Source organism: Brevibacillus sp. (genome assembly GCF_003521185.1).
Taxonomy (GTDB): domain Bacteria; phylum Bacillota; class Bacilli; order Brevibacillales; family Brevibacillaceae; genus Brevibacillus; species Brevibacillus parabrevis.
In genome coordinates this window covers 51146-73063 of the sequence record NZ_DOTK01000079.1, presented here as the reverse complement: position 1 = coordinate 73063, position 21918 = coordinate 51146, and the positions used below count along the sequence as shown (strand labels likewise).

Sequence of the window (21918 nt, the reverse complement as noted above, 5' to 3'; positions counted from 1 at the left end):
CTTGAAGCTACAAGGAGTTCATGCTGTGCCAAGAAATGTAAACAGTTAGTGAAAAACATGGGAACAGCACATACTATCTGTGAGGTGATAGGTATGGTAGCAGGCAAAGCCACGCGAAGAAACAAAGAGCTGTTGGGCAAGCCGAGAGAGCGGGGAACGGCGGAGCGAAAGGCGGCTTCCGTCAGCAAAATCGTCGAGCTTGCTTTTTGGGGCACGATTTTGTGGGGGGTGATCCGCATGCTCGCCCACTTTTTGAATTTGACTCCGTACGGACTAGGTGCTTTTGCCCGGCCTTTGCTCAGCGGATACGAGGAGAATAGCCTGATGGGCAACTCCTTGGGAGCGATTGTTCTGTTCGTGGAGACGATCCTGGCAAGCTTTTTGTTCTCCCTCTTGTTCGGCCAGATGCGAGCATGGTGGATCGGCCTGCTCTACGGTGCGATTTTGCTTGCGATTGCAGGATTCTTCTTTCGCATCGGGAATTGGGAAGTAGGCACGCTCAGTACAGAAGGAGCCTGGTACTTGTCCTATGGATTGTTCATTGGCATGACGCTTGTTCTGGAACAATCCGACGAAGAGCAGTGGGGCGGCAAAGACAAAGAGCGATAGGGGACCGGGTTGTCCCCTCTGCATCTGCCGTTTGCAAGATTCGAAATGTTGGCCGATTTTTGTCGCCTACTGTTGTACAAGGAGAGGCTTGTGGTAAAATGTTTCATTAGTAAAAAAACTTTTTGCGAAAACAGACGGGGAGGGAAGACAATGGCTTCCGTTTTGCTTTTGAATGGCCCCAATCTCAACTTGCTGGGAACGAGGGAGCCTGACGTATACGGAAGGGAAACGCTGGAAGATCTCGTCGCGAAGCTGACTTCTGTCATGGATGAGCTTGGGGGCAAGCTTGAACATTTCCAGTCCAATCACGAGGGCGCTCTGATCGACGCGATTCATCAGGCGAGAGGCGTGCACGACGGCATTTTGATCAATCCCGGCGCTTTCACGCACTACAGCTATGCGATCCGCGATGCTCTGGCAGGCGTGGCAATCCCGACCATTGAAATACATATTTCCAACATTCATACGCGCGAGGAATTTCGTCACCATTCCGTGATTGCACCCGTTACGATAGGGCAAGTAGTCGGTCTGGGCATGGACGGATACGAATGGGCGCTGCGGGCGCTCGTCCGCAAAATCGAGAACAAATAACGGTTTGGCAAAGCGAAAGGGGAACTGGTTGTCATGAAACAACGTTTGGACAAATTGCGTGAAGCGCTCTCCCAAGTAGGGGCGAATGCTTTCATCACGGAAAAATCGGAAAATCGCTTTTATCTGAGCGGTTTCACTGGCTCCACCGGCTGGGTGATCGTCACGGAAACCGAAGCCTTTTTGGTTACGGATTTCCGCTATGTCGAACAGGCAGAGGAGCAGGCACCTGATTTCACTGTCGTCAACAACGAGCGAAAAGCGGTCGAAGCGATTGGCAAGCTGCTACAGGAAAAAGGCATCAAGCGTCTCGCTTTTGAAAGCAGCGTTTCCTTTGGTACATATCAGGAGTGGAGCAAAGGCTTTGCCGGGGTAGAGCTGGTTCCAACGAGCGGACTGCTGGAAAAAATTCGCATGTTCAAAGAAGAGTCGGAAATGGTCATCATCCGTGAAGCAGTGGGAATTGCGGAGGCGGCTTTTGCGCATATTCAAGGATATATCCGTCCTGGCGTACGCGAAGTAGACGTTGCTTTGGAATTGGAATATTTCATGCGCAAACAAGGGGCGACAGGGTCTGCGTTCGACATGATCGTTGCATCCGGCGTGCGCGGAGCATTGCCGCATGGACGAGCTTCGGAAAAAGTGATCGAGGCCGGAGAAATGGTTACGCTCGACTTCGGCGCAGCGTACAAAGGCTACAACTCCGACATTACCCGCACGCTTGCTGTCGGCGAACCTAGCGCCAAAATGAAAGAGATTTACGATATCGTCTTGCGCGCACAACTGGCCGGACTGGAAGCCCTGAAACCGGGAGTGACAGCAAAGGCGGCAGACGCCGCTACGCGTGACCTGATTGCAGCGGCTGGCTATGGCGATGCCTACGGACACAGCGCGGGTCACGGTCTGGGCATCGAGGTGCACGAACTGCCGGGCTTGTCTACCGTGAGCACCTTCGTTCTGGAGCCAGGCATGCTTGTCACGATGGAACCGGGTATTTATGTGACTGGACTCGGCGGAGTGCGAATCGAGGACGACGTTCTGATCACGGCGGATGGGCATGAGAACCTCAACAAGTCTACGAAAGAGTTGCTCATTTTGCCCGTGTAATTTATACTAATCTACGTTATTGATTGATTTGGGAGGACAACGATGATCTCTGTAAACGACTTTCGGACCGGTTTGACGATCGAAGTGGACGGCAACATTTACACCGTGCTTGAGTTCCAACACGTAAAACCAGGAAAAGGTGCGGCTTTCGTACGCTCCAAACTGCGCAACCTGCGCAATGGCAACACGACAGAAATGACTTTCCGCGGCGGCGAAAAAGTAAACCCTGCCCGCATCGAATCCAGCACCATGCAGTATCTGTATGCGAGCGGTGACGATTACACTTTCATGAACACCGAAACGTATGAGCAATTGACGTTCACTCGCAAACAAATCGAGCGCGAGCTGCGTTTCTTGAAGGAAAACATGAACGTGCAAATCATGCAGTACAACGGTGAAACAATCGGAATCCAACTGCCAAACACAGTTGAGCTGGTTGTTACTGAATGTGAGCCAGGCGTTAAAGGCGATACCGCTTCCAACGTTACGAAAAAAGCAACGCTGGAAACTGGCTTCGTGGTAAACGTTCCTCTCTTCGTAGAAGAAGGCGAGCGTTTGATCATCGATACGCGTTCGGAAGCTTACGTTTCCCGCGCGTAACTTGCAAGATCCTCATGGAAAAAGCTGTGCCCTCCCGGGTGCAGCTTTTTTTAGTTGCGCATGAGTCTCGGCGTTGCCACAAAAAAAATCCCGCTTTCCCGAAAGCGAAAAGGGGATTTCAGCGATCTGCTGTTTTTTGGCCTTGCTGCTCAGTGGGGCCAGCGCCCTCCGAACCACTCCCACAGCTTTAACACAAAGGCAGTAATCCCGGCAGCCATCAGCGGGCCGACGGGGATGCCGCGGAAAAACACAATACCAATGATCGACCCGATCACCAGTCCGACGATCATATGCGGCTCAGCCCGGAGCAAATCCAGTCCCTTGCCGTTCATCCACGTCGCAATCGCGCCGCCAGCCAGCGCTGTAAGGCCCACGACCGTAGTGAACAGCGGCGTGACGTCTTTCCACGATATTTTCTCACTGGCAAACGGCACCAGTACGGATATCGTCAAAAAAAGCAGGCCAAGCTCCAGACCTCGGCGTTCGACCGTGGGGAAAAAGCGTTCCAAGGCCGTCAGCTTCAGCACCAAAAGAATGCTGGCCGCCGTCGCGATTATCGGTGAACGGCCAATCAGTCCTATGACGATCAGGATGACGAGCATCACTTCTCCAGACATCATCATTGGCATCAAAACCCCTGTCCCTGTTCTCCTTTCACTCTATGAGACAAGGTGTGGGAGTATGCGTTTGTCCTTGACGTAGGGCACGAGCGTGTAGCGGTCAACCTGTGCGCAAAAACGCAAGTCGTCGGCAAAATGGTGCGAAACGAGGCGCTTGCCCGTGGTAGTTTGCAGCATTTGTTCGCCAAGCTTATCTGCATAGTATAAATAGCTTGCTTTCAACGCTTCGCCGAGATCGCAAATCTGCAGGTGGGCCAAAGCTTTTTGCGCCTGGACGATCATCAGCCCTGCCGCGAGTCCATCTTCCAGGGCAAATTCGGAACGCGTCCCTGCGCAGTAAAGTGTCACATCGAGATGATACGTGAGCGCGTGGCGAATGCAGGCCGTCGCGTTCAAAAAGCAGCCGACGAGCAGTGCGGAGGCTCGCTCCGCCTTCTGAATGGCGCGAGTGCCGTTCGTCGTCGTGAGGATCAGTCGTTTGCCCGGATTTTTGGCCGCGGAGATTTCCGTCGGGGAGTTGTTGCAATCAAAGTCGGGTATTTTGCGGCAATGTCGCTCGCCAGCCAGGATGCAGTCAGCGGCTCTGAGCGAGTTCGCTTGCCCGATCGTTTCAACGGGAACGACGCAGACAAAGCCGTTGCCCAGCGCGGTGACAATCGTACTGGATGCGCGCAAAACATCGATCACAATCACAACATGATTGCTGATTTGGTCAAAGCGAATTTCCTCGACCGTGGGCACGACCTCTATTCGCACGGGGCAGACCTCCCTTCCGCAAGCATCAGGGCGGTGTCTCCGCGAAGTCCGCGGCGGAGCGTCTCGACCGACAAGACGTCCGTGCAGGCGATGTTGCCGAGATTGACATCGACACCGAGAGACTGAATCAGGCACACTTGCTGGTCTTTTTGCGGCGCTTCCCAAACGAGCCGCTCCGCGTTTGCTTTGGCGGCACGGACGACATCCAGAATGAATGACTGTTCGATCTTGCCGTTTCCGTCAAAGACGCCGACCGTTCCGCTTTCGCGTGCTTCGACGATGACGTGGCTGGCGCCTGCCTGCAAGTCAAAGGCGAGTGTCTCCAAAAGCTCGTTGCGCTCGGCGCGATAGCCTGCCGACTTTTTTCCTACCTCCGTATACACGACAAGTCCTGCGTCCACGGCCCGTTCAATCGCTTCTCTGCGCTGCTCAAACGATAGCGGGAACGTCCCGTCTGAAATCTCAACCGCTGAAAATCCGAGCGAACGGATTTGTTGCATGTACGCCTTGATCGTGCTCTGCTGAATGGCAATCTCAAAAAAAGTTCCGCCTGGCATGATGTGCAAGCCCAAGGCGGTTGCCCTGGAAAGCTTTTGCTGTAACACGTTCGGCGGATACAGGGCCGTTGTGCCAAAGCCGAGTTTGTATATATCGATATAAGGAGCAGCCAGTTCCAGCAGATCGCAGTAAGCGGTCAGCCCCAGCCCTTTGTCAATTACCATGGTCAACCCCTTTTGGCGGGGCTTCGCTCGCTTGTGCCCGAACGGGTTCGCCCAGCTCGCGGGCATAAACGGATGCTCACAGTCTACCATGCAAGTTCCTCATTTCTTCTAGGCGTATGGTTCAGTGTATGCCCACCGTGGAGGAGGAGTGAAGAAGAAAGGCAGTAGGCGATTGCCCACACGAGTGCTGAAACGAACGGGTACAGGCATAGAGTGAACGGAGGGGAGGACGAGACGGTATGTGGGAAAAAGCGATTATGGGGATGGCTGCGCTGCGGATCTTGTCAGGCAGCATCGAGATTGTGGCTGCCTTGCTCATTTTGAAGGTCAATCAGGTCGAAAAGGCACTGCTCATAAATTCGGGCTTGGCAATCGTAGGGCCTGTGATTTTGATTACCACGACGACGATCGGCCTGCTCGGCATGTCTGATCGGGTCAGCTTTGCGAAAATCGCCTGGATTTTGCTCGGTATCTCCTGCATTTTGATCGGAGTGCGCAAGTGATGTCCAATTCCTTCCATTGGTAATGAGCGCCTCATCTGGGAATGCTAGTGCAAGAGACGAATGGGAGGGATTGGCATGCTTGAAACGATGGCGAACCGAATCGCCTATTTGCGCGGGCTGGCAGATGGCCTGGATGTGGGCGAAAAGAGTGCAGAAGGCAAAATTATGACTGAAATGATCGAGATCATGGACGAGGTGTACGCCCAGTTTCGCGAGCTGCACGCCCGCGTGGAAGAGGCGGAGGATTATGTAGAAGCGCTGGACGAAGACCTCGAAGACGTGGAACTCTATCTTTTCGAAGATGACGAGGCGTTGTACGAAACGATAGAGGATGACGACGATGTCGACTACGCCACTTACTATGATCTCGACGACGATGAAGATGCTGCGTTGTACGAGTCGGATGACGATACGCACTTGGCGACGGGCTACGATTTTTCCTGCCCGCACTGCCAGAAAGAGATTCACTTGCGAGAAGGTACCGATGACGACGGCTACAGTCATTACGTCATCGAGTCGGCTTCGGCCCAGCGTGACTATCAGCCGGTCAATCCGACGTAATAGAGCAGGCTCACAGCTTGTCCCAGCGCGCCACGAAAGCGCAGGGGCAAGCTTTTTCTATCTCCGGCTACTTTTTAGCATAAACCTCGTCCAGCCGCGCATAGGATGGAGGTAAGTCAATGTGGACAAACGAGAGTCAGCCACAAAAAGGAGGGTACCAGATGTGAGAGAGATCATGGCGATTTTGCCAGAAGCCATTCGCGCGATTTTGACTGCTCTTCCCTCCGCGGTCAAAGAGCATCTGGAAGAGATACGGCTTCGGCAAAATCAGCCGCTGGAAGTACGATTCGGTCAGCAATCCAGCTACGTGACGCAAGCAGGTCAGCTTACCTCCACTGCGAGTAAAGGCTGGATTTTTTCCGCAGATCAGGCAGTCAAGCTGCTGAGTCAGGTAAGCCAGCATTCTTTGTACGCGCTGGAGGAGGAGCTGAAGCGAGGCTACATTACGGTGATGGGCGGTCATCGCATCGGCATCGCGGGCAAAGTGGTGCTGGAAAAAGGCGATGTCAAAGGCATCCGGGACATTACCAGCTTCAACATCCGGATCGCCCGGGAGAAAAAAGGGGCGGCGCAAAAAGTGATGCCCTACTTGTTTGAAGGCGGCAACGTACTGAGCACACTGGTGATTTCTCCGCCGCAATGCGGGAAAACGACTCTTTTGCGCGACATGGCCCGCTCCCTCAGCTACGGCAGCGAGTGGTCTTCCAGTCGCAAAGTCGGGATCGTGGACGAGCGTTCCGAGCTGGCAGGCTGCCTGGAGGGCGTGCCGCAAAGAGACGTCGGCCCGCGCACAGATGTACTGGATGCATGCCCGAAAGCAGCAGGAATGATGATGCTGATCCGCTCCATGTCTCCTGATGTGCTGATTGTGGACGAGGTGGGGCGTGCGGAGGACGGGGATGCCGTATGGGAAGCGATTCACGCAGGAGTCGCAGTCATCTGCTCGGCTCATGGCGCTGATCTCAATGAAGTCGCTCGTCGCCCGATGCTCGGCAACCTCGTCCGGCACGGCGTGTTTTCCCGCTATATCGTCCTCAGCCGTACGAAAGGCGTAGGCACGATCCAGGCGATCTATGACCGAAGCATGAAGCCGCTGGAAAAGGAGAAGGTTGCATGGTCAAGCTGATTGGCGCGGTGCTCATCCTGTTCTCGGCCTCCATGGTCGGCTGGCAGATCGGCAGGTATTACGCCTATCGTCCCGTGCAGCTTCGCGCGCTTTTGGTCGCCCTGCAAATGCTGGAGACCGAGATCGTATACGGCATGACGCCGCTGCATCGCGCTTTTGTCAAAGTCGGTCGCCGGGTTTCCGAGGAAGTGGGCAGGCTGTTTCTTTACGCAGCAGAGCTTCTAGTCAGCGAAAAGGCGCCATCGGCAGAAGATTCCTTGCAGCAGGCAATGGGGAAGTACTGGGCACAAACCGCATTGCGCAGACAAGAGCGAGAAGTGCTGGCGAGTCTGGGGCAGGTTCTCGGATCATCCGACCGGGAAGACCAGCAGAAGCATTTGCGCCTGGCAGTTACCCATCTTAGGGGGCTTGAGGAAGAAGCGCGCGCCGAGCAGGCAAAATACGAGCGCATGTACAAAAGTCTCGGTTTTCTGGGTGGTCTTCTGGTCGTCATCCTGATGTTCTAAAGGCGAGGTGTTCACAGTGGATTTTGATTTGACACCTGTTTTCCAGATCGGAGCGGTAGGGTTCATCACAGCGATCTTGCACACGGTCCTCAAACAGGCGGGAAAGGAAGATATTGCGCACTGGGCGACACTGGTCGGATTCATCATCGTCCTGTACATGGTGTCCCACTACCTCGGCGACCTGTTCTCTGAGGTGAAACGCGTCTTCCTGTTCAACTGAGGAGGGGCTTTTCGATGGAAATCGTACAAATCGTTGGACTCGGACTGGTCGCTACCATTCTTGCCTTGGTGATCAAAGAGCAAAAGCCGATGTTCGCTTTCTTGTTGGCGATTGCGAGCGGTGTCATCATCTTTTACTTTCTCGTAGGCAAAATTGCCGAAGTCATTCGCATTCTGGAAAAGCTGGCCGTTCAGGCAGATCTGAACCTGGTGTTTCTGGAAACGATATTAAAAATCATCGGAATTGCCTACATTGCCGAATTTGGGGCGCAAATGACCCGTGACGCTGGACAAGGGGCGATTGCCTCCAAGATCGAGCTGGCGGGAAAAGTGCTGATTCTGGTCATGGCGGTACCGATTATCCAAATCATTATCGAAACAGTGATCGACTTGCTGCCGGCGTGAGAGAGGAGGGGTGTCTGTGGCGCAAACTGGCAAACTGATCCTGTTGTGGCTCATCCTTTTCATCTATCTGTCGCCTGGCCCTGGCACGGTCCATGCCGCCGGAGCAACCACAGCCAACCCGATCAACCAGATTGTCGAGGAGCAAGTGGATCACTTGCAGCTGGAGCGTGTCGAGCAATATTGGCAACAGCTTCAGCGCGAGTATAAAGGCTATTTGCCCGATTTGAAATCGCAAGGCTTCATCCAGATTTTGATGCAGCAAGAGGAACTGACGCTGTCGAGTGTGTTAAAAGGGATGGGCAAATTCGTCTTTCACGAAATTTTGATGAACGGCAAGCTGCTCAGCTCGATCATTATCATCACGGTTTTTGCCATGATTTTGGAGACGATGCAAAACGCCTTCGAGCGCAACGCCGTATCCACCGTCGCCTATTCGATTGCTTACCTCGTCCTGATGGTGCTCGCCATCAACAGTTTTCACGTCGCGATCACATATGCCAAAGACGCGATCAACAGCATGTCTGATTTCATGCTCGCGATGATTCCGCTCGTGATTGCCTTGCTGGCCTCGGTCGGGAACCTGGCGACGGCCACCATGTTTCATCCGCTGATCATTTTCATGATCAACATCAGCGGCATGATGATCACGTACGTCGTCTTTCCGCTCCTGTTTCTGTCCGCGATGCTCTCGATCGTCAGCCTGTTTTCCGAACGGTACAAGGTCACCCAGCTTGCCACCTTGCTGCGAAACATCGCCATGGGGGTGCTCGGCTCCTTCCTGACGATTTTTCTGGCGGTGATCTCCATTCAGGGGGCGACCTCGGCTGTGGCTGACGGCGTCACGCTGCGGACGGCGAAGTACATTACAGGCAACTTCATCCCGATCGTCGGCCGAATGTTTTCCGATGCGGCCGATACGGTTCTGAACGCTTCGCTTCTGGTCAAAAACGCAGTCGGCTTGGCTGGAGTCGTCATTCTCATCATCTTGTGCGCTTTCCCGGCTCTCAAGATACTGGTTTTGGCCCTGATCTACAATTTGTCATCGGCTGTGCTGCAACCGCTGGGGAACAGTCCGATCATCAGTGCGCTCGGCACGATTGGCAAAAGCCTCCTGTTCGTCTTCGCCGCACTTGCGACAGTGGGATTGATGTTCTTTCTGGCGATTACCATCATTATTGCGGCAGGCAACATCTCCATGATGGTCCGGTAGGTGATGACATGACATGGTTAACACTCTGGCTCAAAAAAATCATCCTGCTCGTTCTTTTGGCCGCTTTTCTCGATCTGATCCTGCCCAATACGACCTTGCAGCGCTACGTCAAAATGGTGATGGGTCTGATCTTGCTTTTGACGATCATCTCCCCGGTGTTCAGCCTGTTCAGTCTGTCGCAGGACGATCTCGCCCTCAGACTTGATCGCTACCAGCAAAATTTGAACAAGCCAGCCGCTGTCGAATGGAAGAAAATGACTGACAAGCTGCTTGGTCAACAAAACGAACAGATGACAGCTTATGTGCAGGCACAGGTGGCATCAGCTGTAAAGGCGAGAATCAAAGCCGATTACGGCGTGGAAGTTGTCGATGTCGAGGTTGTGATCGATCAGAAGAAGCAAGGCGAGCCGACCTTGTCCCGGATGGAGTTGGTGATTGGCGAAGCTGACAGCGGCAAAAACAGCAACGACCCGCAGCAAGTCCAGCCGATCAAGCCGATTACACCGATTGCTCCGGTACAAGTCACAGTCGGGGAGCCGCCGCAAGAACAGCAAGAAGTGGCTGTTTCAGCCCCAGAAGCGAACCCGCTGGCGAGCAAAATGGCCAGTGACCTCGCAGAACAGTGGGGGCTATCCAAAGAACAGGTGATCATCAAGGACGAGACCCGGGAAAACGAAAAGCAGTAATCACGCTGTCGACACAAGCGAGGTGAGCAACATGCTGGAAAAGCTGAAAAAATTGTGGGAAGGAAACGGCAGCAACAAAAAGCTCAAGCCATTGCACTATTTTATCGTCGTACTTGGAATCGGGATTGCTGTCATGATCTTGACAGATTTTCTGAAAGTCGAAAAAGATCAGCCTCTCGGGTTCTCGATCAACCCTGGCGAGACGTCGCCGCAGCCAACAGGCGACGGATCAGCTCCGGCGCTGGGCGGTTCACCCGCACCGGACATTATCGCCGAATATGAAAACATCTACGAAACCCAGCTTCGGGAAATCCTCGCGAATGTAGTCGGCGTGGGAGAGGTCGAAGTCATGGTCAATCTGGAATCGACGCCAGAGATTGTCGTGGAAAAAAATACCAATGTCCGCTCCTCCGTGAACCAGGAGATGGACAAGGAAAAGGCAACCCGGAATCAGAGTGACCAATCGCGCGATGCACAGGTCGTGATCGTCCAAGGCGGCAAGCAAGACCAGCCCGTCGTCGTCAAGACGTTGAAACCGCGCGTCCGGGGAGTGCTCGTAGTGGCCAAAGGGGCCGACAACATCCAGGTGAAAGCATGGATCACCGAAGCTGTCCAAAAAGTTTTGGATGTTCCCGCTTACAAAATATCCATTTTGCCCAAAAAAGGGTAGGAGGTAATGACAAATGATTCTGCGCAAGCAAACAGTGTGGTTGTTGACAATGCTGGCTGTCATGGTTGTACTCTCCGGGTACTACCTGGTGAAGGGGCCGCAGGAGCAGGTTCCGACCTCCGGACAAGAGCAGGCCGTCCAGAAGCAGGAGCAAATCTCCGGCGTGGAAGTAGAAACCAAGCAAGTCGAGCAAGCTCCTGGCGCTGCCGCCGTTGACGCTAAAAACGGCAAGCAGGAAACAACGACGGCTCCGGCCACTCCGACCGCACAAACACCGGCGCCTGAAGAAGCGAAGCAAACTTCCGGCAATGCCGTGCTCCCCGTAGCGGATACAGCAAGCGAAGTGTTCCAGGGCTTCAAGCTGAACCGGGAAGCGCAAACCGCGCAGCAAAAAGACGAGCAGCTGGCGATCATGAACAATTCCGAAGCAACGCCCCAGGCGGTAGCCGAAGCGAAAGCCAAGTACGATGAGCTGTCCACGCTGGAGACGGCCACGATGAACGTCGAAGAGATGCTCAAAGCGAGCGGCTACAAGGACGCGGTCGTCCTCGTCCAGAACGACAAAGCGACTGTCATCGTGCAAAAAGACAAACTGAGCGCAAACGAAGTGGTGGAAATTATTGCGCAAGTCAAGCAGCAATTGAATCTCCCGGCAACGAACATCCAGGTCCAGTTCCAGACGTCCTGAATGGCGAAGGCAAGCTGACCTTCGCGTTATAACGGGTGCCGTAAGTGGGCATGATGGTAAGGATTTTCTCGCTTCTTCTTGGCAGGAAGCGGGGAAATCCTTTCTTGACGTGATATGGGCAACAGGCTACCATGGATTTATGGTTTGCCAAAAAGGATACATATGGGACTCCCCGATCCTCTATTGAAACAAACGAAGGAGTGCTTTTTCGTCATGAAAATTCATGAAATCCGAGAAATTATTAAGCTGATTGATCAATCTTCCATTAATGAATTTAAGCTGGAGACAGAAGGGGCAAAAGTGACCCTGCGAAAATCCAGTGGTACAGAGACAGTAGTAGTGACTCAGCCTGTCGTACAAGCCCAGGTAGCGGCTCCTGCTGCGCCAGTGCAAGCGGCAGCCCCAGCAGCTGTACAAGCAGCTCCTGTTGCCGTGGAAGCGCCTAAGGCAGCTGCAAGCGCTCCGGCTCTTGACGATGCGAACCTGCACAAGATCGTTTCCCCGATGGTTGGAACGTTCTACAGCGCTCCGGAACCAGGCAAGCCTCCTTACGTCCAAGCGGGCGACAAAGTGAATGCGAGCAAAGTGGTCTGCATCGTGGAAGCGATGAAGCTGTTCAACGAAATCGAAGCAGAAGTAAGCGGCGAGATCGTCAAAGTGCTGGTGGAAGACGGCCAGCTCGTTGAGTACGGTCAAGCGCTGTTTTTGGTGAAGCCAGAATAAGGTGGGGGAGAGCGAAATGTTTCAAAAAGTATTGATTGCCAATCGCGGGGAGATTGCTGTACGGATCATCCGGGCATGCCGCGAGCTGGGCATTCGTACGGTCGCTGTCTACTCCGAAGCGGATCGTGAAGCGCTTCATGTGAAAATGGCCGACGAAGCTTACTGTATTGGTCCAAAAGCATCCAAGGAAAGCTACCTGAACATAGCAAACATCATGAGTGTCGCGACCAAGGTAGGGGCAGACGCAATCCATCCAGGCTATGGATTTTTGGCTGAGAACGCCGACTTTGCGGAAATTTGCACGGCATGCAACATCACGTTTATCGGTCCGGATCCGGAAGCCATCGTAAAAATGGGGGACAAGTCCACCGCAAAAGATACGATGAAAGCGGCTGGAGTGCCGACTGTTCCGGGAACAGAAGGGCTGATCGAAGATGTGGAAAGCGCCGTCGTGACAGCGAATGAGATCGGCTATCCGGTAATGGTCAAGGCTACTGCGGGCGGCGGTGGACGCGGCATGCGCGTGGCAGTCGACGACGAAGATTTGGAAAAGGCGATCCGTCAGGCGCAAAACGAAGCGAAAACCGCTTTCGGCAACCCGGGCGTCTACCTGGAAAAATTCGTGGAAGGCCCGCGTCACGTGGAAATCCAGATCATGGCCGACAAGCATGGCAACGCGGTTTATCTGGGCGAGCGCGACTGCTCCATCCAACGCCGCCACCAAAAGCTGATCGAGGAAGCTCCATCGCCTGCCTTGAGCGAGGAAACACGCAAGCAAATGGGCGAGGCAGCCGTTGCTGCTGCCAAGGCGGTAGCTTACCACGGAGCGGGTACAGTCGAGTTTTTGCTGGACAAGCACGGACAATTTTACTTCATGGAAATGAACACGCGGATTCAGGTAGAGCATCCGGTGACCGAGCTGGTTACTGGCTATGATCTGATCAAGGAACAGCTGACGGTCGCAGCCGGTCAACCGCTGTCTTTCAGTCAGGAAGACATCAAGCTTGACGGCTGGGCGATCGAATGCCGGATCAACGCAGAGAACCCGGCGAAAAACTTCATGCCGTCACCTGGACGCATCACCGAGTACTTGCCACCAGGCGGCTTCGGTGTGCGGGTGGACAGTGCTGCGTACGCGGGCTATTCCATTCCGCCGTACTACGATTCCATGATCGCCAAGCTGATCGTTTGGGGCAAGGATCGCAACGAGGCAATCGAACGCATGAAGCGTGCGCTCGGCGAATTTGTCATCGATGGCATCACCACGACGATTCCGTTCCATCAAAAAGTGCTGGAGCATGAAGTGTTCGTAAGCGGTCATTTTGACACCAAGTTCCTGGAAACCTACGAATTGAACCTGGACGAAGAGTAAACAGGGCTGATTTGTAAAAAAACGGTGCGCTTGGTATAATGAATTACAAATCTAAAGGGAGGTGCGAAGCATGGAAGAGTTTACTCCGGATTTAGATAGAACAGAGCTTGGTAAAGTCCAGATCGCTCCCGAGGTACTGGAAGTGATCGCCGGCATGGCTGCGTCCGAGGTTGAAGGTGTAGCGCAAATGAGCGGCGGTTTCGTAGGGGAGATTGCTGAAAGATTGGGCCGTAAAAATATAGCTCGCGGCGTTCGTGTGGAGGTTGGCTCCCGCGAAGCGGCAGTGGATGTTTCCATCATTGTCAAATACGGACACCGCATTCCAGACGTCGCTCGTAATATTCAAGATAGTGTGCGCAATGGAATCGAAGGAATGACCGGACTTTCTGTTGTGGAAGTAAACGTACATATCGTCGATGTAGAGCTGAAAGCCGAAGAAAAAGCACCGGCGGCGCCTGTAGTCGAAGATTACCAGCGTGTGCGCTAAGCAGCACCGGATGGATGCCCCCTTTTCACAGGGGGCATTTTCCTCATTCCAATCAGTTGTTTCGCCAAGCCTTGGCTCATGGCGAAGCGTTAGCCTTTGATTGAGCCTTGTTTGTCTCCTTTCAAACATGGCGTAAAGGAGAGATGCATGTGAACTTGTTTGACCGCTTTATTTTGACGATTTACAGCTTTGCGCTGATCGTTTTGTCCTGCATCGCGATTGCGGCCACCAGCGGATTGGTCTCATCTGCTTATTTTGAGCCTTATGTGGATCAAATGCTTGAGGGTACGAACATTACGTATCTCATCGTCGCGATTATTTTCCTCATTGTGAGCCTTCGCTTCTTTTTCAGCTCGTTTCGTTCCAACAAGCCAAAAGTGGATCGCGGCATTCGCCAGCGCAGTGATTTGGGCGAAGTCAACATTACGATTCAGACGATCCAAACAATCGCGGAGCGCGCTGCCCGACGTGTAAAAGGCGTGCGCGACATGAAGACGACAGTCAAAGCGCTGGAAAGCGGGAACATCATTACCCTGCGTGTTTCTGTGGATGGCGAGACACCTTTGCCGGAGTTGACGCAAAAGCTGCAAGCGGATGTGAAAGAGCAGGTCGAAGGAATTGCTGGTGTCGTGATTTCCGAAGTAGCGGTTGTGGTGACGGAAGTGGCTCAGCAAGAAAACTACGCGGCTCGCAAGCGGGTAGAATAGAAGGTGAAGTCCATGAAATGGGAGTTAATGTGGGAACACAAGGGGAAGCTAATGGGGATTTCTGCCGGACTTTTTTTCGGCATCATCTACCTTCTCGTCGGATTTTGGGATACACTGGTCTTTGTTGTGTTTGTCGGAACCGGCTATTACATCGGTCGCAAGCTTGACCATAAGGAAGACTTGCGCGAAATACTGGATCGGATTCTGCCTGGCAAGTTTCGGTAACAAGAACGAGGGGAAAACTCCCCTGCTGACTTTAATTAGTAGGTGAATGGTATGAAGCGAAGAACAGCACGAGAAAAAGCAGTCCAATGCTTGTTTCAGATCGATATGGCCGAGGTGCCTGTAAAAGAAGCAATCGATCTGGTCATGGAAGAATCCGAGGAAAACGCGCAGTATTTGCGCTACTTGCTCGATGGAGTTTTGACCAACATGGCGGACATCGATGCAGAAATCAAAAAGTATTTGCGCGGCTGGCAGCTGGAGCGTATTGCCAACGTTGACCGCGCCATTTTGCGCCTTGCTTTTTATGAGATCATGTTTGAAGCGGATACGCCTGACAAGGTAGTCATGAACGAAGCGATCGAAATCGCGAAGCTGTTCAGTGACGATGCCTCCTATCGCTATATCAACGGTGTACTGGCGAGCTTCTTGCAATCCCGTGAAACGCAAAAGGCATAACAGGCAGGAGATACAAGCATGAGTAAGGTAATGTTGGGCATTGATACGAGCAATTACCGGACATCGCTGTGCTTGGCTCAGGAAGACGGCCGAATTGTTGCAGAAGCAAAACGCCTCCTCAAAGTGAAGGAAGGCAAACGCGGGCTGCAACAATCCGAAGCCGTCTTTCAGCATGTGATGAACTTGCCGGAATTAAGCGAGCAAATGAAGTGGAACGAGTATGAGATCGAAGCGATTTGCGTCAGTGAAAAGCCGCGGCCCGTCGATCAGTCGTACATGCCTGTGTTCAAGGTGGGAGAGGGCTTGGCCAAATCGCTGTCCACCTACCTGCGTGTTCCGCTGCATCTGACCACCCATCAGGAGGGGCATATCGCAGCGGGCGAGTACACAGCCGATGAGCGGCCAGAACAAGATCGCTTTTTGGCTGTCCATCTGTCAGGGGGAACGAGTGAGTTGCTGTTGTGCGAGCGTCACAGTGCCGGATATGCGATTGAAAAAATCGGCGGCACGATTGACCTGCACGCAGGGCAGTTGGTCGATCGGATCGGAGTGGCGCTCGGGATGGCATTTCCGGCCGGGCCGTACTTGGAGCAGTTGGCAAAAGAATCGACAGGGGAATTTCGTATCTCCTCGGCCGTGGACGGTTTGACCTTCAGCTTTTCCGGGCCGGAAGCATCCTTGCTGCGCGCCATTGAGCGCGGCGAGACGAGCCATGCGGATATTGCGCGGGCAACCGAGCAGTGTATCGCCAACGCGCTGGAAAAAACATTGCGGCACGCTGTTGAGCTGGGGCATCCAAGGGACATACTGATTGTGGGCGGGGTAGCTGCCAATCAGTACATGCGCGAGCGCCTGATCAAGCGTCTGCAGCATCCGGCGGTAAAAGCCAAGCTGTATTTTTGCGACCCTGTTTACTCCGGCGATAACGCCTACGGAGTGGCAATGCTTGGGTGGATGAAGCAAAAGACGAACATTAAATAATGATAAACTTTTTATGATTCGGCTTTACAGTTGCAAACGAAATCGGTACACTAATGGTATCGACGTTTAAGAAGGAGGCTTTTTCTCCATGACTGCAACCATTCTCCAAGGAAAAGAAGTAGCAAAAAGCATTCGCGAAGAACTCGCGGTTGAAGTGGCGGAACTGAAAAAACAAGGACTTGTCCCTGGACTGACTGTTGTGCTTGTGGGTGATGATCCCGCATCGCATTCGTATGTACGCGGAAAATCGAAAGGCTGCGAGGAAGTCGGCATCCGTTCCGAGCTGATTCTCAAGGAAGCTTCGACGACAGAAGAAGAGCTGCTGGGCATTATTCGGGATTTGAACGAAAATCCGAACGTTCATGGGATTTTGGTTCAACTTCCTCTGCCAGCCCATATTTCGGAGAAAGCGGTCATCGCTGCGATTCATCCGGAAAAAGATGTCGACGGTTTCCATCCGATCAACGTGGGCAACATGGTGCTCGGCAACGAAACATTGCTGCCTTGCACTCCGCATGGCGTCATCGAGCTGATCAAGCGGACAGGCACGGAGATTTCCGGCAAGCACGCCGTCGTCATCGGCCGAAGCAACATCGTCGGCAAGCCGGTATCGCTTTTGCTGCAACAGGAAAACGCAACTGTGACCATGTGCCATTCCCGCACGCAAAACCTGGAGGAGTTCACGACGAAAGCGGACATCCTCGTGGTAGCGACAGGCCGGGCGCATATGATCGGAAAAGAGCATGTAAAGCCGGGCGCAGTTGTCATCGACGTAGGGGTAAACCGGATCGATTCCGGGAAGCTCGTCGGGGACGTCAAATTTGACGAAGTGCAAGAGATCGCAAGCTTTTTGACTCCGGTACCTGGCGGTGTTGGCCCAATGACCATCACCATGCTGTTGAAAAACACGGTTGTGGCAGCGAGAAAGCAAGCGCAACTTTAGAGGAACGACTGAGGGAATGGATAGGGCCTGCGCTTTATCCATTTCTTTTTTGCATGCGTATACGAAAAGTCAATCAGACCAGGGCTTGAACAGAGGAGGGGCACATGGCTGCATCAAACATTTTGTCTGTCAGTGATCTGAACCGCTACATCAAGCTCGTCCTGGAAAAAGAGACGAACTTGCAAGACGTCTGGGTGAGGGGAGAAATCTCCAACTTCACGCATCACGCAAGCGGGCACATGTACTTTACCTTGAAGGACAACACATCGCGGATCAAGGTCGTGATGTTTGCCAGCTATAACCGCTTCTTGCGCTTTTTGCCCAAGGATGGAACGAAGGCGATCGTGCGCGGCTCCATCTCCGCTTTTGAACGGGACGGAGCGTATCAGCTCTATGCAAAAGAAATGCAGCCGGACGGTCTTGGCTCCTTGTACCTCGCTTTTGAGCAGTTGAAAGAAAAGCTGACCAAAGAAGGCTTGTTTGCTGCTGAGCGCAAGCGGACACTGCCGCGCTTCCCGAAAAGGGTCGGGGTCGTGACATCCCCGACAGGAGCGGCGATTCGCGATATTTGCACCACCATCCGCAGACGGTATCCGCAGGCGGAGATTGTCCTGTCGCCTGCCGTCGTGCAAGGGAAAGATGCCCCGGCATCGATCGTTTCGGCGATTCGGATTATCAATCAGCACCCTGACATCGACGTCTTGATCGTCGGCAGAGGTGGAGGCTCGATTGAAGAATTGTGGGCTTTCAACGATGAAAACGTGGCGCGGGCGATCGCCGGGTCGCCGATTCCGGTCATTTCCGCAGTCGGACATGAGACGGATGTGACGATCGCGGATTTCGTGGCAGACGTGCGGGCGGCGACGCCAACCGCAGCGGCAGAGCTTGCTGTCCCGCATTATTTGGAGTGGGTGGAGCGCGTTCGCCAGCTTGAAATCCGGATGCACAGGGCGGTGCGCAATCAGCTCGCAGAAGAGCGTACGCGGCTGGATCGGTTGAGCGGTTCGTACGCGATGCGTCAGCCGCAGCGCAGGCTGGAGGAAGCGGCAGAGCGGCTCGATCGGACGTATATGCGAATGCGCCAGGCGATGAAGCATTTGATGGAAAGAAGGCGGGAGCGCTACACGCGGCTTTCCGAACAGATCAAAAAATATCGGCTGTCGGATCAGGTCGGGGAGAGAAGGAAAGCGGTTGCGTCGATTCGCGCGCGTCTGGATGAAAAAATGCTGGCGCGGCTGAACCAGAACCGGATGGCTTTTGCTTCAAGGGTAGCCACTCTGGAGGCGCTCAGTCCGCTGGCGGTTATGAAGCGCGGCTTTTCGCTGGTGTACACGAATGATCAGCTGGTGAAGTCCGTGGAACAATTTGCCCCTGGCGATCAGATCGTGGTACGATTAAGTGATGGCAGTGCTACGGCACGGGTGGAACAGTTGAATCGGGAGGAGAAGCGCAATGGCTCGCAAGAAAACGGACCAAGAGACTGACATGCAGTTCGAAGAAGCGATGAAGCGGCTGGAAGAAGTCGTCGGGAAGCTGGAAGAAGGAGACATCCCGCTGGAGGAAGCAATTACGCTGTATCAAGAGGGCGTCACTCTCTCGCGTATTTGCGGACAGAAGCTGGATGCGATTGAAGCCAAAATCATTCAGCTGGTAGAAGAAGACGGCCAACTGAAGCAGAAGGCTTTTCGTGTGGAAGGGGAATAACGACATCGTGGATACATTCCAATCGTATTTGGCGGAAAAAACAGCCTACATTGAACAACATCTCACGCCTGCCCTGGAGCAGGAAGGCGTCCCGACCCATTTGTACGAATCCATGAAGTATTCACTCATGGCAGGCGGCAAAAGGCTTCGTCCGATGCTCGTTCTCGCTGTGCTGGAAGCGCTGGACAAACCGATGGAGCGCGGCGTTCCTTTTGCCGTTGCCCTGGAGATGATTCATACATACTCGCTGATCCACGATGATCTGCCAGCGATGGACGACGATGACCTGCGCCGTGGAAAGCCGACCAACCACAAAGTGTACGGTGAGGCGACCGCGATTTTGGCGGGCGACGCCCTCTTGACGCGCGCCTTTTCTCACGTAGCGGAAGCCTATCAGGAGCGGACAGATGTGACATCTGCGACGATTGTCAAACTGATTGCCGAGCTGGGCAAGCGCGCAGGCGCGACAGGCATGGTGGGCGGGCAGATGGCCGACATCGAAGGAGAGAGCAAGCAGCTCGATCTGAAGCAGTTGGAGTTCATCCATCGCCACAAGACAGGCGATCTGCTCGTGGCAGCGCTCAGGGGCGGAGGCTATTTGGCGGAAGCGAGCGAAGCGCAGATGGATGCTTTGACCCGCTACGGCGTCTGCATCGGACTGGCTTTTCAAATTCAGGACGACATCCTCAACGTGGAAGGGGACGCGGCAAAGCTGGGAAAAGCGGTTGGCAGCGACGCGGACCGGAACAAATCGACCTATCCTTCGCTGTTGGGACTTGCTGAGTCCAAAGAAAGGCTGTCTGCTTTGATCGCAGAGGCAAAAGCGGCTCTCGCCATTGCAGGCATCGAGCATTCCGCATTGAGCCCTTTGGCAGATTACGTTCAAAACCGCAACAAGTAAATGAAATGATAGGCAAAAAAGCTGGCATCCACGTGGGGTGCCAGCTTTTTGCTATGACAAGCGTCTCGACTTTTTTCATGAAATTGGCTGTGAGCGCTTGCGGTAAATAAAGCGGCCATGACCGTTCTGTTTTCTTGCGATTACAATTGCTTGTCGTCTATACCGTTCAGCCACGTCTCGATTTCACCGATGACCGACTGAATGCAACCGTCTTCAAACGGCGAGTACAGCTTCGCCACCTTCACCAGTTCCGTGAACGATTTGCTGCCGCCCTCTTTGCACAGTGTCAAGTAATCGGACCAAGCCTGTTCCGGGTTTTCCTGTGCCCGTTTCCAGAACTGGAAGGCACAAATTTGCGCCAATGTGTAATCGATGTAGTAGAACGGATCGCGGAAAATGTGTCCTTGCTGTTGCCAGAAGCCGCCTTCCTCCAAAAACTCGTTCTCGTCGTAATTGCGGTACGGCAAGTATTTGCGCTCGATTTCGCGCCAGGTGCGTTTGCGCTCCGCTGGAGTCATCTCCGGCTTTTCGTAGACGGCATGCTGGTATTCGTCGACCGCGACGCCATACGGAATGAACAGCAGCGAGCCGCTCAAATGCGAGAACTTGTACTTGGCGGTATCGTCCTCGAAGAACAGCTCCATCCAAGGCCAGGTCAAAAACTCCATGCTCATCGAATGAATTTCGCACGCTTCATACGTCGGGAAGTGGTACTCCGGTACTTCGTAACCGCGGCTGACGTACACCTGGAAGGCGTGGCCCGCTTCGTGGGTCAGCACGTCGATATCGCCGGAGGTGCCATTGAAATTGGCGAATATGTACGGCAGCTTGTACTTGCTCATGTAGGTGCAATATCCGCCTGTCGCTTTGCCTTTTTTGCTGAGCAAGTCCAGACATTCATTTTCCAGCATGAAGTTGTAGAAAGCATCCGTTTCCGGAGACAGCTGTTCGTACATCTTTTTCCCGTTTTCCACGATCCAGTCCGGGGAGCCTTTTGGCGTCGGATTGCCCGTAGCGAAGTCGAAGGCCAGATCGTAATACTTCATAACATCGACGCCAATCCGTTCGCGTTGACGTTCGACCAGCCGAGCGGCTACTGGCACGATTTGTTCCTCCACTTGACGGCGGAAGTTGGCCACCATTTCGGCGTTGTAGTCCGTCCGGTTCAAGCGTGCATAGGCCAGTTCCACGAAGGTGGTGAAACCGAGCTTTTTGGCGATCCGGTCGCGAACTTTTACCAGATTGTCGTAGATGCGGTCCAGTTCTTCGGTATGCTTGCTCAGAAACTCGTACTTCGCTTCGTTTGCTTTCTTGCGCATGTTTCTGTCCGTGGACGTCTGGAACGGGAGCAGCTGCGGAAGCGTGCGCTCTTCGCCTTCAAACATGATTTTCGCCGAGGCGATCAGGGCAACGTACTGGCTCGCCAGACGGTTCTCTTCCTGCAAATCGGCAACAACTTCAGGAGAGAAGGTGCGCAGAGTTGTCTCGGCAATGCGGAAAAGCTGGGCGCCCCATTTTTGTTCCAGCTCGGAGCGGAAAGCGGACTGGGTGATGGCGGCGTAGTAACGTGAAATGATCCCTTGATACACAGGGCCTGCTTCATCCCAATAGTCTTGCTCTTCTTTGTAAAAAGGGTCCTCCGTATTGATCGTATGGCGAATTTGCGCCACTTCTCGCGCAGATTCCACCTCTTGCCGCAGCTCGTTCAACTGTCCCATTACCTTGTCTTGCTCTTCAAAGCTGGCCGCTTGTTGAAACGCTTCCAACAGGCTGGAAAATCGTTCTTCGACATTTGCCATGTCGACGCGTGTGTACGGTATTTGCGAGAACTTCACGGGAGTCC

29 protein-coding genes are annotated in these 21918 nt (G+C 53.6%); 25 read left to right on the top strand and 4 right to left on the bottom strand.

Features of this window, described 5'->3' with window-relative positions:
* The first annotated feature begins 93 nt into the window (after positions 1-93).
* The 4 genes from DEP07_RS23670 (at position 94) to efp (ending at position 2904) form a co-directional block, all read left to right on the top strand.
* On the top strand, positions 94-609 hold the full coding sequence (locus tag DEP07_RS23670; RefSeq protein WP_122965823.1) for a YqhR family membrane protein: 516 nt from the start codon (positions 94-96) through the stop codon (positions 607-609).
* A 150-nt stretch (positions 610-759) separates the two neighbouring features.
* Positions 760-1200 carry a type II 3-dehydroquinate dehydratase gene (gene aroQ / locus DEP07_RS23665; RefSeq protein WP_122965824.1) on the top strand — a complete coding sequence of 147 codons (441 nt, stop codon included), beginning with the start codon at positions 760-762 and terminating at the stop codon, positions 1198-1200.
* A gap of 33 nt (positions 1201-1233) precedes the next feature.
* On the top strand, positions 1234-2304 hold the full coding sequence (locus tag DEP07_RS23660; RefSeq protein ID WP_122965825.1) for a M24 family metallopeptidase: 1071 nt from the start codon (positions 1234-1236) through the stop codon (positions 2302-2304).
* 42 nt (positions 2305-2346) lie between these two features.
* A complete protein-coding gene (gene efp / locus DEP07_RS23655; protein ID WP_122965826.1) occupies positions 2347-2904 on the top strand; it encodes an elongation factor P in 558 nt (185 codons plus the stop codon).
* A gap of 149 nt (positions 2905-3053) precedes the next feature.
* Here the strand turns inward: efp and DEP07_RS23650 are convergent, their stop codons facing one another.
* From DEP07_RS23650 to DEP07_RS23640, 3 genes are read right to left on the bottom strand one after another with little or no spacing between them, the layout of a single operon-like run.
* Complete coding sequence (locus DEP07_RS23650) at positions 3054-3524, bottom strand: DUF441 domain-containing protein (protein WP_063227107.1); 471 nt, start codon at positions 3522-3524, stop codon at positions 3054-3056.
* A gap of 39 nt (positions 3525-3563) precedes the next feature.
* The gene (locus DEP07_RS23645) at positions 3564-4280 is read right to left on the bottom strand and encodes a 2-phosphosulfolactate phosphatase (RefSeq protein WP_122965827.1); all 717 of its coding nucleotides are present in this window, start codon (positions 4278-4280) and stop codon (positions 3564-3566) included.
* The gene (locus DEP07_RS23640) at positions 4271-5092 is read right to left on the bottom strand and encodes a phosphosulfolactate synthase (RefSeq protein WP_287103117.1); all 822 of its coding nucleotides are present in this window, start codon (positions 5090-5092) and stop codon (positions 4271-4273) included. The genes DEP07_RS23645 and DEP07_RS23640 overlap by 10 nt, the downstream gene beginning before the upstream one ends.
* A 149-nt stretch (positions 5093-5241) precedes the next feature.
* On the opposite strand from DEP07_RS23640, the gene DEP07_RS23635 reads away from it, so the two are divergent.
* The 21 genes from DEP07_RS23635 to DEP07_RS23535 all read left to right on the top strand — a co-directional run bounded on the left by DEP07_RS23635 (position 5242) and on the right by DEP07_RS23535 (position 20075).
* Positions 5242-5505 (top strand): YqhV family protein, encoded by a 264-nt coding sequence (locus tag DEP07_RS23635; RefSeq protein ID WP_122965829.1) that lies wholly within the window; start codon positions 5242-5244, stop codon positions 5503-5505.
* Positions 5506-5580: 75 nt separating this feature from the next.
* Positions 5581-6066, top strand: a complete 486-nt coding sequence (locus DEP07_RS23630; RefSeq protein WP_122965830.1) for a CD1247 N-terminal domain-containing protein — start codon at positions 5581-5583, stop codon at positions 6064-6066.
* A gap of 163 nt (positions 6067-6229) precedes the next feature.
* Positions 6230-7192 carry a stage III sporulation protein AA gene (gene spoIIIAA, locus DEP07_RS23625; RefSeq protein WP_122965831.1) on the top strand — a complete coding sequence of 321 codons (963 nt, stop codon included), beginning with the start codon at positions 6230-6232 and terminating at the stop codon, positions 7190-7192.
* A complete protein-coding gene (spoIIIAB, locus tag DEP07_RS23620) occupies positions 7180-7698 on the top strand; it encodes a stage III sporulation protein SpoIIIAB (RefSeq protein WP_122965832.1) in 519 nt (172 codons plus the stop codon). Before spoIIIAA ends, spoIIIAB begins: the two co-directional genes overlap by 13 nt.
* 16 nt (positions 7699-7714) lie before the next feature.
* On the top strand, positions 7715-7918 hold the full coding sequence (gene spoIIIAC, locus DEP07_RS23615; RefSeq protein WP_005827263.1) for a stage III sporulation protein AC: 204 nt from the start codon (positions 7715-7717) through the stop codon (positions 7916-7918).
* Positions 7919-7932: 14 nt separating this feature from the next.
* Entirely contained in the window at positions 7933-8322 is a 390-nt protein-coding gene (spoIIIAD, locus tag DEP07_RS23610; RefSeq protein WP_063226823.1) for a stage III sporulation protein AD, read from the top strand.
* 16 nt (positions 8323-8338) lie between these two features.
* The gene (gene spoIIIAE, locus DEP07_RS23605) at positions 8339-9532 is read left to right on the top strand and encodes a stage III sporulation protein AE (RefSeq protein WP_122965833.1); all 1194 of its coding nucleotides are present in this window, start codon (positions 8339-8341) and stop codon (positions 9530-9532) included.
* 8 nt (positions 9533-9540) lie between these two features.
* Positions 9541-10218 (top strand): stage III sporulation protein AF, encoded by a 678-nt coding sequence (gene spoIIIAF / locus DEP07_RS23600; RefSeq protein ID WP_122965834.1) that lies wholly within the window; start codon positions 9541-9543, stop codon positions 10216-10218.
* A 31-nt stretch (positions 10219-10249) separates the two neighbouring features.
* On the top strand, positions 10250-10888 hold the full coding sequence (gene spoIIIAG, locus DEP07_RS23595; protein WP_173595765.1) for a stage III sporulation protein AG: 639 nt from the start codon (positions 10250-10252) through the stop codon (positions 10886-10888).
* 13 nt (positions 10889-10901) lie between these two features.
* Positions 10902-11576 (top strand): SpoIIIAH-like family protein, encoded by a 675-nt coding sequence (locus tag DEP07_RS23590; RefSeq protein ID WP_122965836.1) that lies wholly within the window; start codon positions 10902-10904, stop codon positions 11574-11576.
* A gap of 213 nt (positions 11577-11789) precedes the next feature.
* Positions 11790-12299 (top strand): acetyl-CoA carboxylase biotin carboxyl carrier protein, encoded by a 510-nt coding sequence (gene accB, locus DEP07_RS23585; protein WP_122965837.1) that lies wholly within the window; start codon positions 11790-11792, stop codon positions 12297-12299.
* A gap of 16 nt (positions 12300-12315) precedes the next feature.
* Positions 12316-13671, top strand: a complete 1356-nt coding sequence (accC, locus tag DEP07_RS23580) for an acetyl-CoA carboxylase biotin carboxylase subunit (protein WP_122965838.1) — start codon at positions 12316-12318, stop codon at positions 13669-13671.
* A 70-nt stretch (positions 13672-13741) separates the two neighbouring features.
* Positions 13742-14158: an Asp23/Gls24 family envelope stress response protein gene (locus DEP07_RS23575; protein WP_122965839.1), complete on the top strand. Its 417-nt coding sequence runs from the start codon at positions 13742-13744 to the stop codon at positions 14156-14158.
* A gap of 143 nt (positions 14159-14301) precedes the next feature.
* Entirely contained in the window at positions 14302-14865 is a 564-nt protein-coding gene (gene amaP, locus DEP07_RS23570; RefSeq protein WP_173595766.1) for an alkaline shock response membrane anchor protein AmaP, read from the top strand.
* Between the two features lie 12 nt (positions 14866-14877).
* On the top strand, positions 14878-15090 hold the full coding sequence (locus DEP07_RS23565) for a DUF2273 domain-containing protein (protein WP_122965841.1): 213 nt from the start codon (positions 14878-14880) through the stop codon (positions 15088-15090).
* Between the two features lie 51 nt (positions 15091-15141).
* Positions 15142-15546: a transcription antitermination factor NusB gene (gene nusB, locus DEP07_RS23560; RefSeq protein WP_122965842.1), complete on the top strand. Its 405-nt coding sequence runs from the start codon at positions 15142-15144 to the stop codon at positions 15544-15546.
* 18 nt (positions 15547-15564) lie between these two features.
* Positions 15565-16527 carry an O-sialoglycoprotein endopeptidase gene (locus DEP07_RS23555; protein WP_287103112.1) on the top strand — a complete coding sequence of 321 codons (963 nt, stop codon included), beginning with the start codon at positions 15565-15567 and terminating at the stop codon, positions 16525-16527.
* An 88-nt stretch (positions 16528-16615) separates the two neighbouring features.
* A complete protein-coding gene (folD, locus tag DEP07_RS23550; RefSeq protein WP_122965844.1) occupies positions 16616-17470 on the top strand; it encodes a bifunctional methylenetetrahydrofolate dehydrogenase/methenyltetrahydrofolate cyclohydrolase FolD in 855 nt (284 codons plus the stop codon).
* Between the two features lie 104 nt (positions 17471-17574).
* Positions 17575-18954, top strand: coding sequence for an exodeoxyribonuclease VII large subunit (gene xseA, locus DEP07_RS23545; RefSeq protein ID WP_122965845.1), 1380 nt, complete (start codon positions 17575-17577; stop codon positions 18952-18954).
* On the top strand, positions 18923-19174 hold the full coding sequence (xseB, locus tag DEP07_RS23540; RefSeq protein WP_005827293.1) for an exodeoxyribonuclease VII small subunit: 252 nt from the start codon (positions 18923-18925) through the stop codon (positions 19172-19174). Before xseA ends, xseB begins: the two co-directional genes overlap by 32 nt.
* Before the next feature lie 7 nt (positions 19175-19181).
* Positions 19182-20075 carry a polyprenyl synthetase family protein gene (locus DEP07_RS23535; RefSeq protein WP_173599155.1) on the top strand — a complete coding sequence of 298 codons (894 nt, stop codon included), beginning with the start codon at positions 19182-19184 and terminating at the stop codon, positions 20073-20075.
* 140 nt (positions 20076-20215) lie between these two features.
* Here DEP07_RS23535 and DEP07_RS23530 read toward each other — a convergent pair whose 3' ends face one another.
* Positions 20216-21910: a M3 family oligoendopeptidase gene (locus DEP07_RS23530; RefSeq protein ID WP_173595768.1), complete on the bottom strand. Its 1695-nt coding sequence runs from the start codon at positions 21908-21910 to the stop codon at positions 20216-20218.
* Positions 21911-21918 lie beyond the last annotated feature (8 nt).

Coding starts and splice junctions, on each gene's coding strand:
- spoIIIAG (WP_173595765.1), top strand. CDS start 10,250: ATGCTGGAAAAGCTGAAAAAATTGTGGGAAGGAAACGGCAGCAACAAA.
- aroQ (WP_122965824.1), top strand. CDS start 760: ATGGCTTCCGTTTTGCTTTTGAATGGCCCCAATCTCAACTTGCTGGGA.
- accB (WP_122965837.1), top strand. CDS start 11,790: ATGAAAATTCATGAAATCCGAGAAATTATTAAGCTGATTGATCAATCT.
- DEP07_RS23670 (WP_122965823.1), top strand. CDS start 94: ATGGTAGCAGGCAAAGCCACGCGAAGAAACAAAGAGCTGTTGGGCAAG.
- DEP07_RS23650 (WP_063227107.1), bottom strand. CDS start 3,524: ATGATGTCTGGAGAAGTGATGCTCGTCATCCTGATCGTCATAGGACTG.
- DEP07_RS23635 (WP_122965829.1), top strand. CDS start 5,242: ATGTGGGAAAAAGCGATTATGGGGATGGCTGCGCTGCGGATCTTGTCA.
- DEP07_RS23565 (WP_122965841.1), top strand. CDS start 14,878: ATGAAATGGGAGTTAATGTGGGAACACAAGGGGAAGCTAATGGGGATT.
- DEP07_RS23640 (WP_287103117.1), bottom strand. CDS start 5,092: ATGGTAGACTGTGAGCATCCGTTTATGCCCGCGAGCTGGGCGAACCCG.
- amaP (WP_173595766.1), top strand. CDS start 14,302: ATGCATGTGAACTTGTTTGACCGCTTTATTTTGACGATTTACAGCTTT.
- DEP07_RS23555 (WP_287103112.1), top strand. CDS start 15,565: ATGAGTAAGGTAATGTTGGGCATTGATACGAGCAATTACCGGACATCG.
- efp (WP_122965826.1), top strand. CDS start 2,347: ATGATCTCTGTAAACGACTTTCGGACCGGTTTGACGATCGAAGTGGAC.
- DEP07_RS23660 (WP_122965825.1), top strand. CDS start 1,234: ATGAAACAACGTTTGGACAAATTGCGTGAAGCGCTCTCCCAAGTAGGG.
- spoIIIAD (WP_063226823.1), top strand. CDS start 7,933: ATGGAAATCGTACAAATCGTTGGACTCGGACTGGTCGCTACCATTCTT.
- folD (WP_122965844.1), top strand. CDS start 16,616: ATGACTGCAACCATTCTCCAAGGAAAAGAAGTAGCAAAAAGCATTCGC.
- spoIIIAB (WP_122965832.1), top strand. CDS start 7,180: ATGGTCAAGCTGATTGGCGCGGTGCTCATCCTGTTCTCGGCCTCCATG.
- DEP07_RS23630 (WP_122965830.1), top strand. CDS start 5,581: ATGCTTGAAACGATGGCGAACCGAATCGCCTATTTGCGCGGGCTGGCA.
- DEP07_RS23590 (WP_122965836.1), top strand. CDS start 10,902: ATGATTCTGCGCAAGCAAACAGTGTGGTTGTTGACAATGCTGGCTGTC.
- spoIIIAF (WP_122965834.1), top strand. CDS start 9,541: ATGACATGGTTAACACTCTGGCTCAAAAAAATCATCCTGCTCGTTCTT.
- DEP07_RS23575 (WP_122965839.1), top strand. CDS start 13,742: ATGGAAGAGTTTACTCCGGATTTAGATAGAACAGAGCTTGGTAAAGTC.
- xseB (WP_005827293.1), top strand. CDS start 18,923: ATGGCTCGCAAGAAAACGGACCAAGAGACTGACATGCAGTTCGAAGAA.
- accC (WP_122965838.1), top strand. CDS start 12,316: ATGTTTCAAAAAGTATTGATTGCCAATCGCGGGGAGATTGCTGTACGG.
- nusB (WP_122965842.1), top strand. CDS start 15,142: ATGAAGCGAAGAACAGCACGAGAAAAAGCAGTCCAATGCTTGTTTCAG.
- xseA (WP_122965845.1), top strand. CDS start 17,575: ATGGCTGCATCAAACATTTTGTCTGTCAGTGATCTGAACCGCTACATC.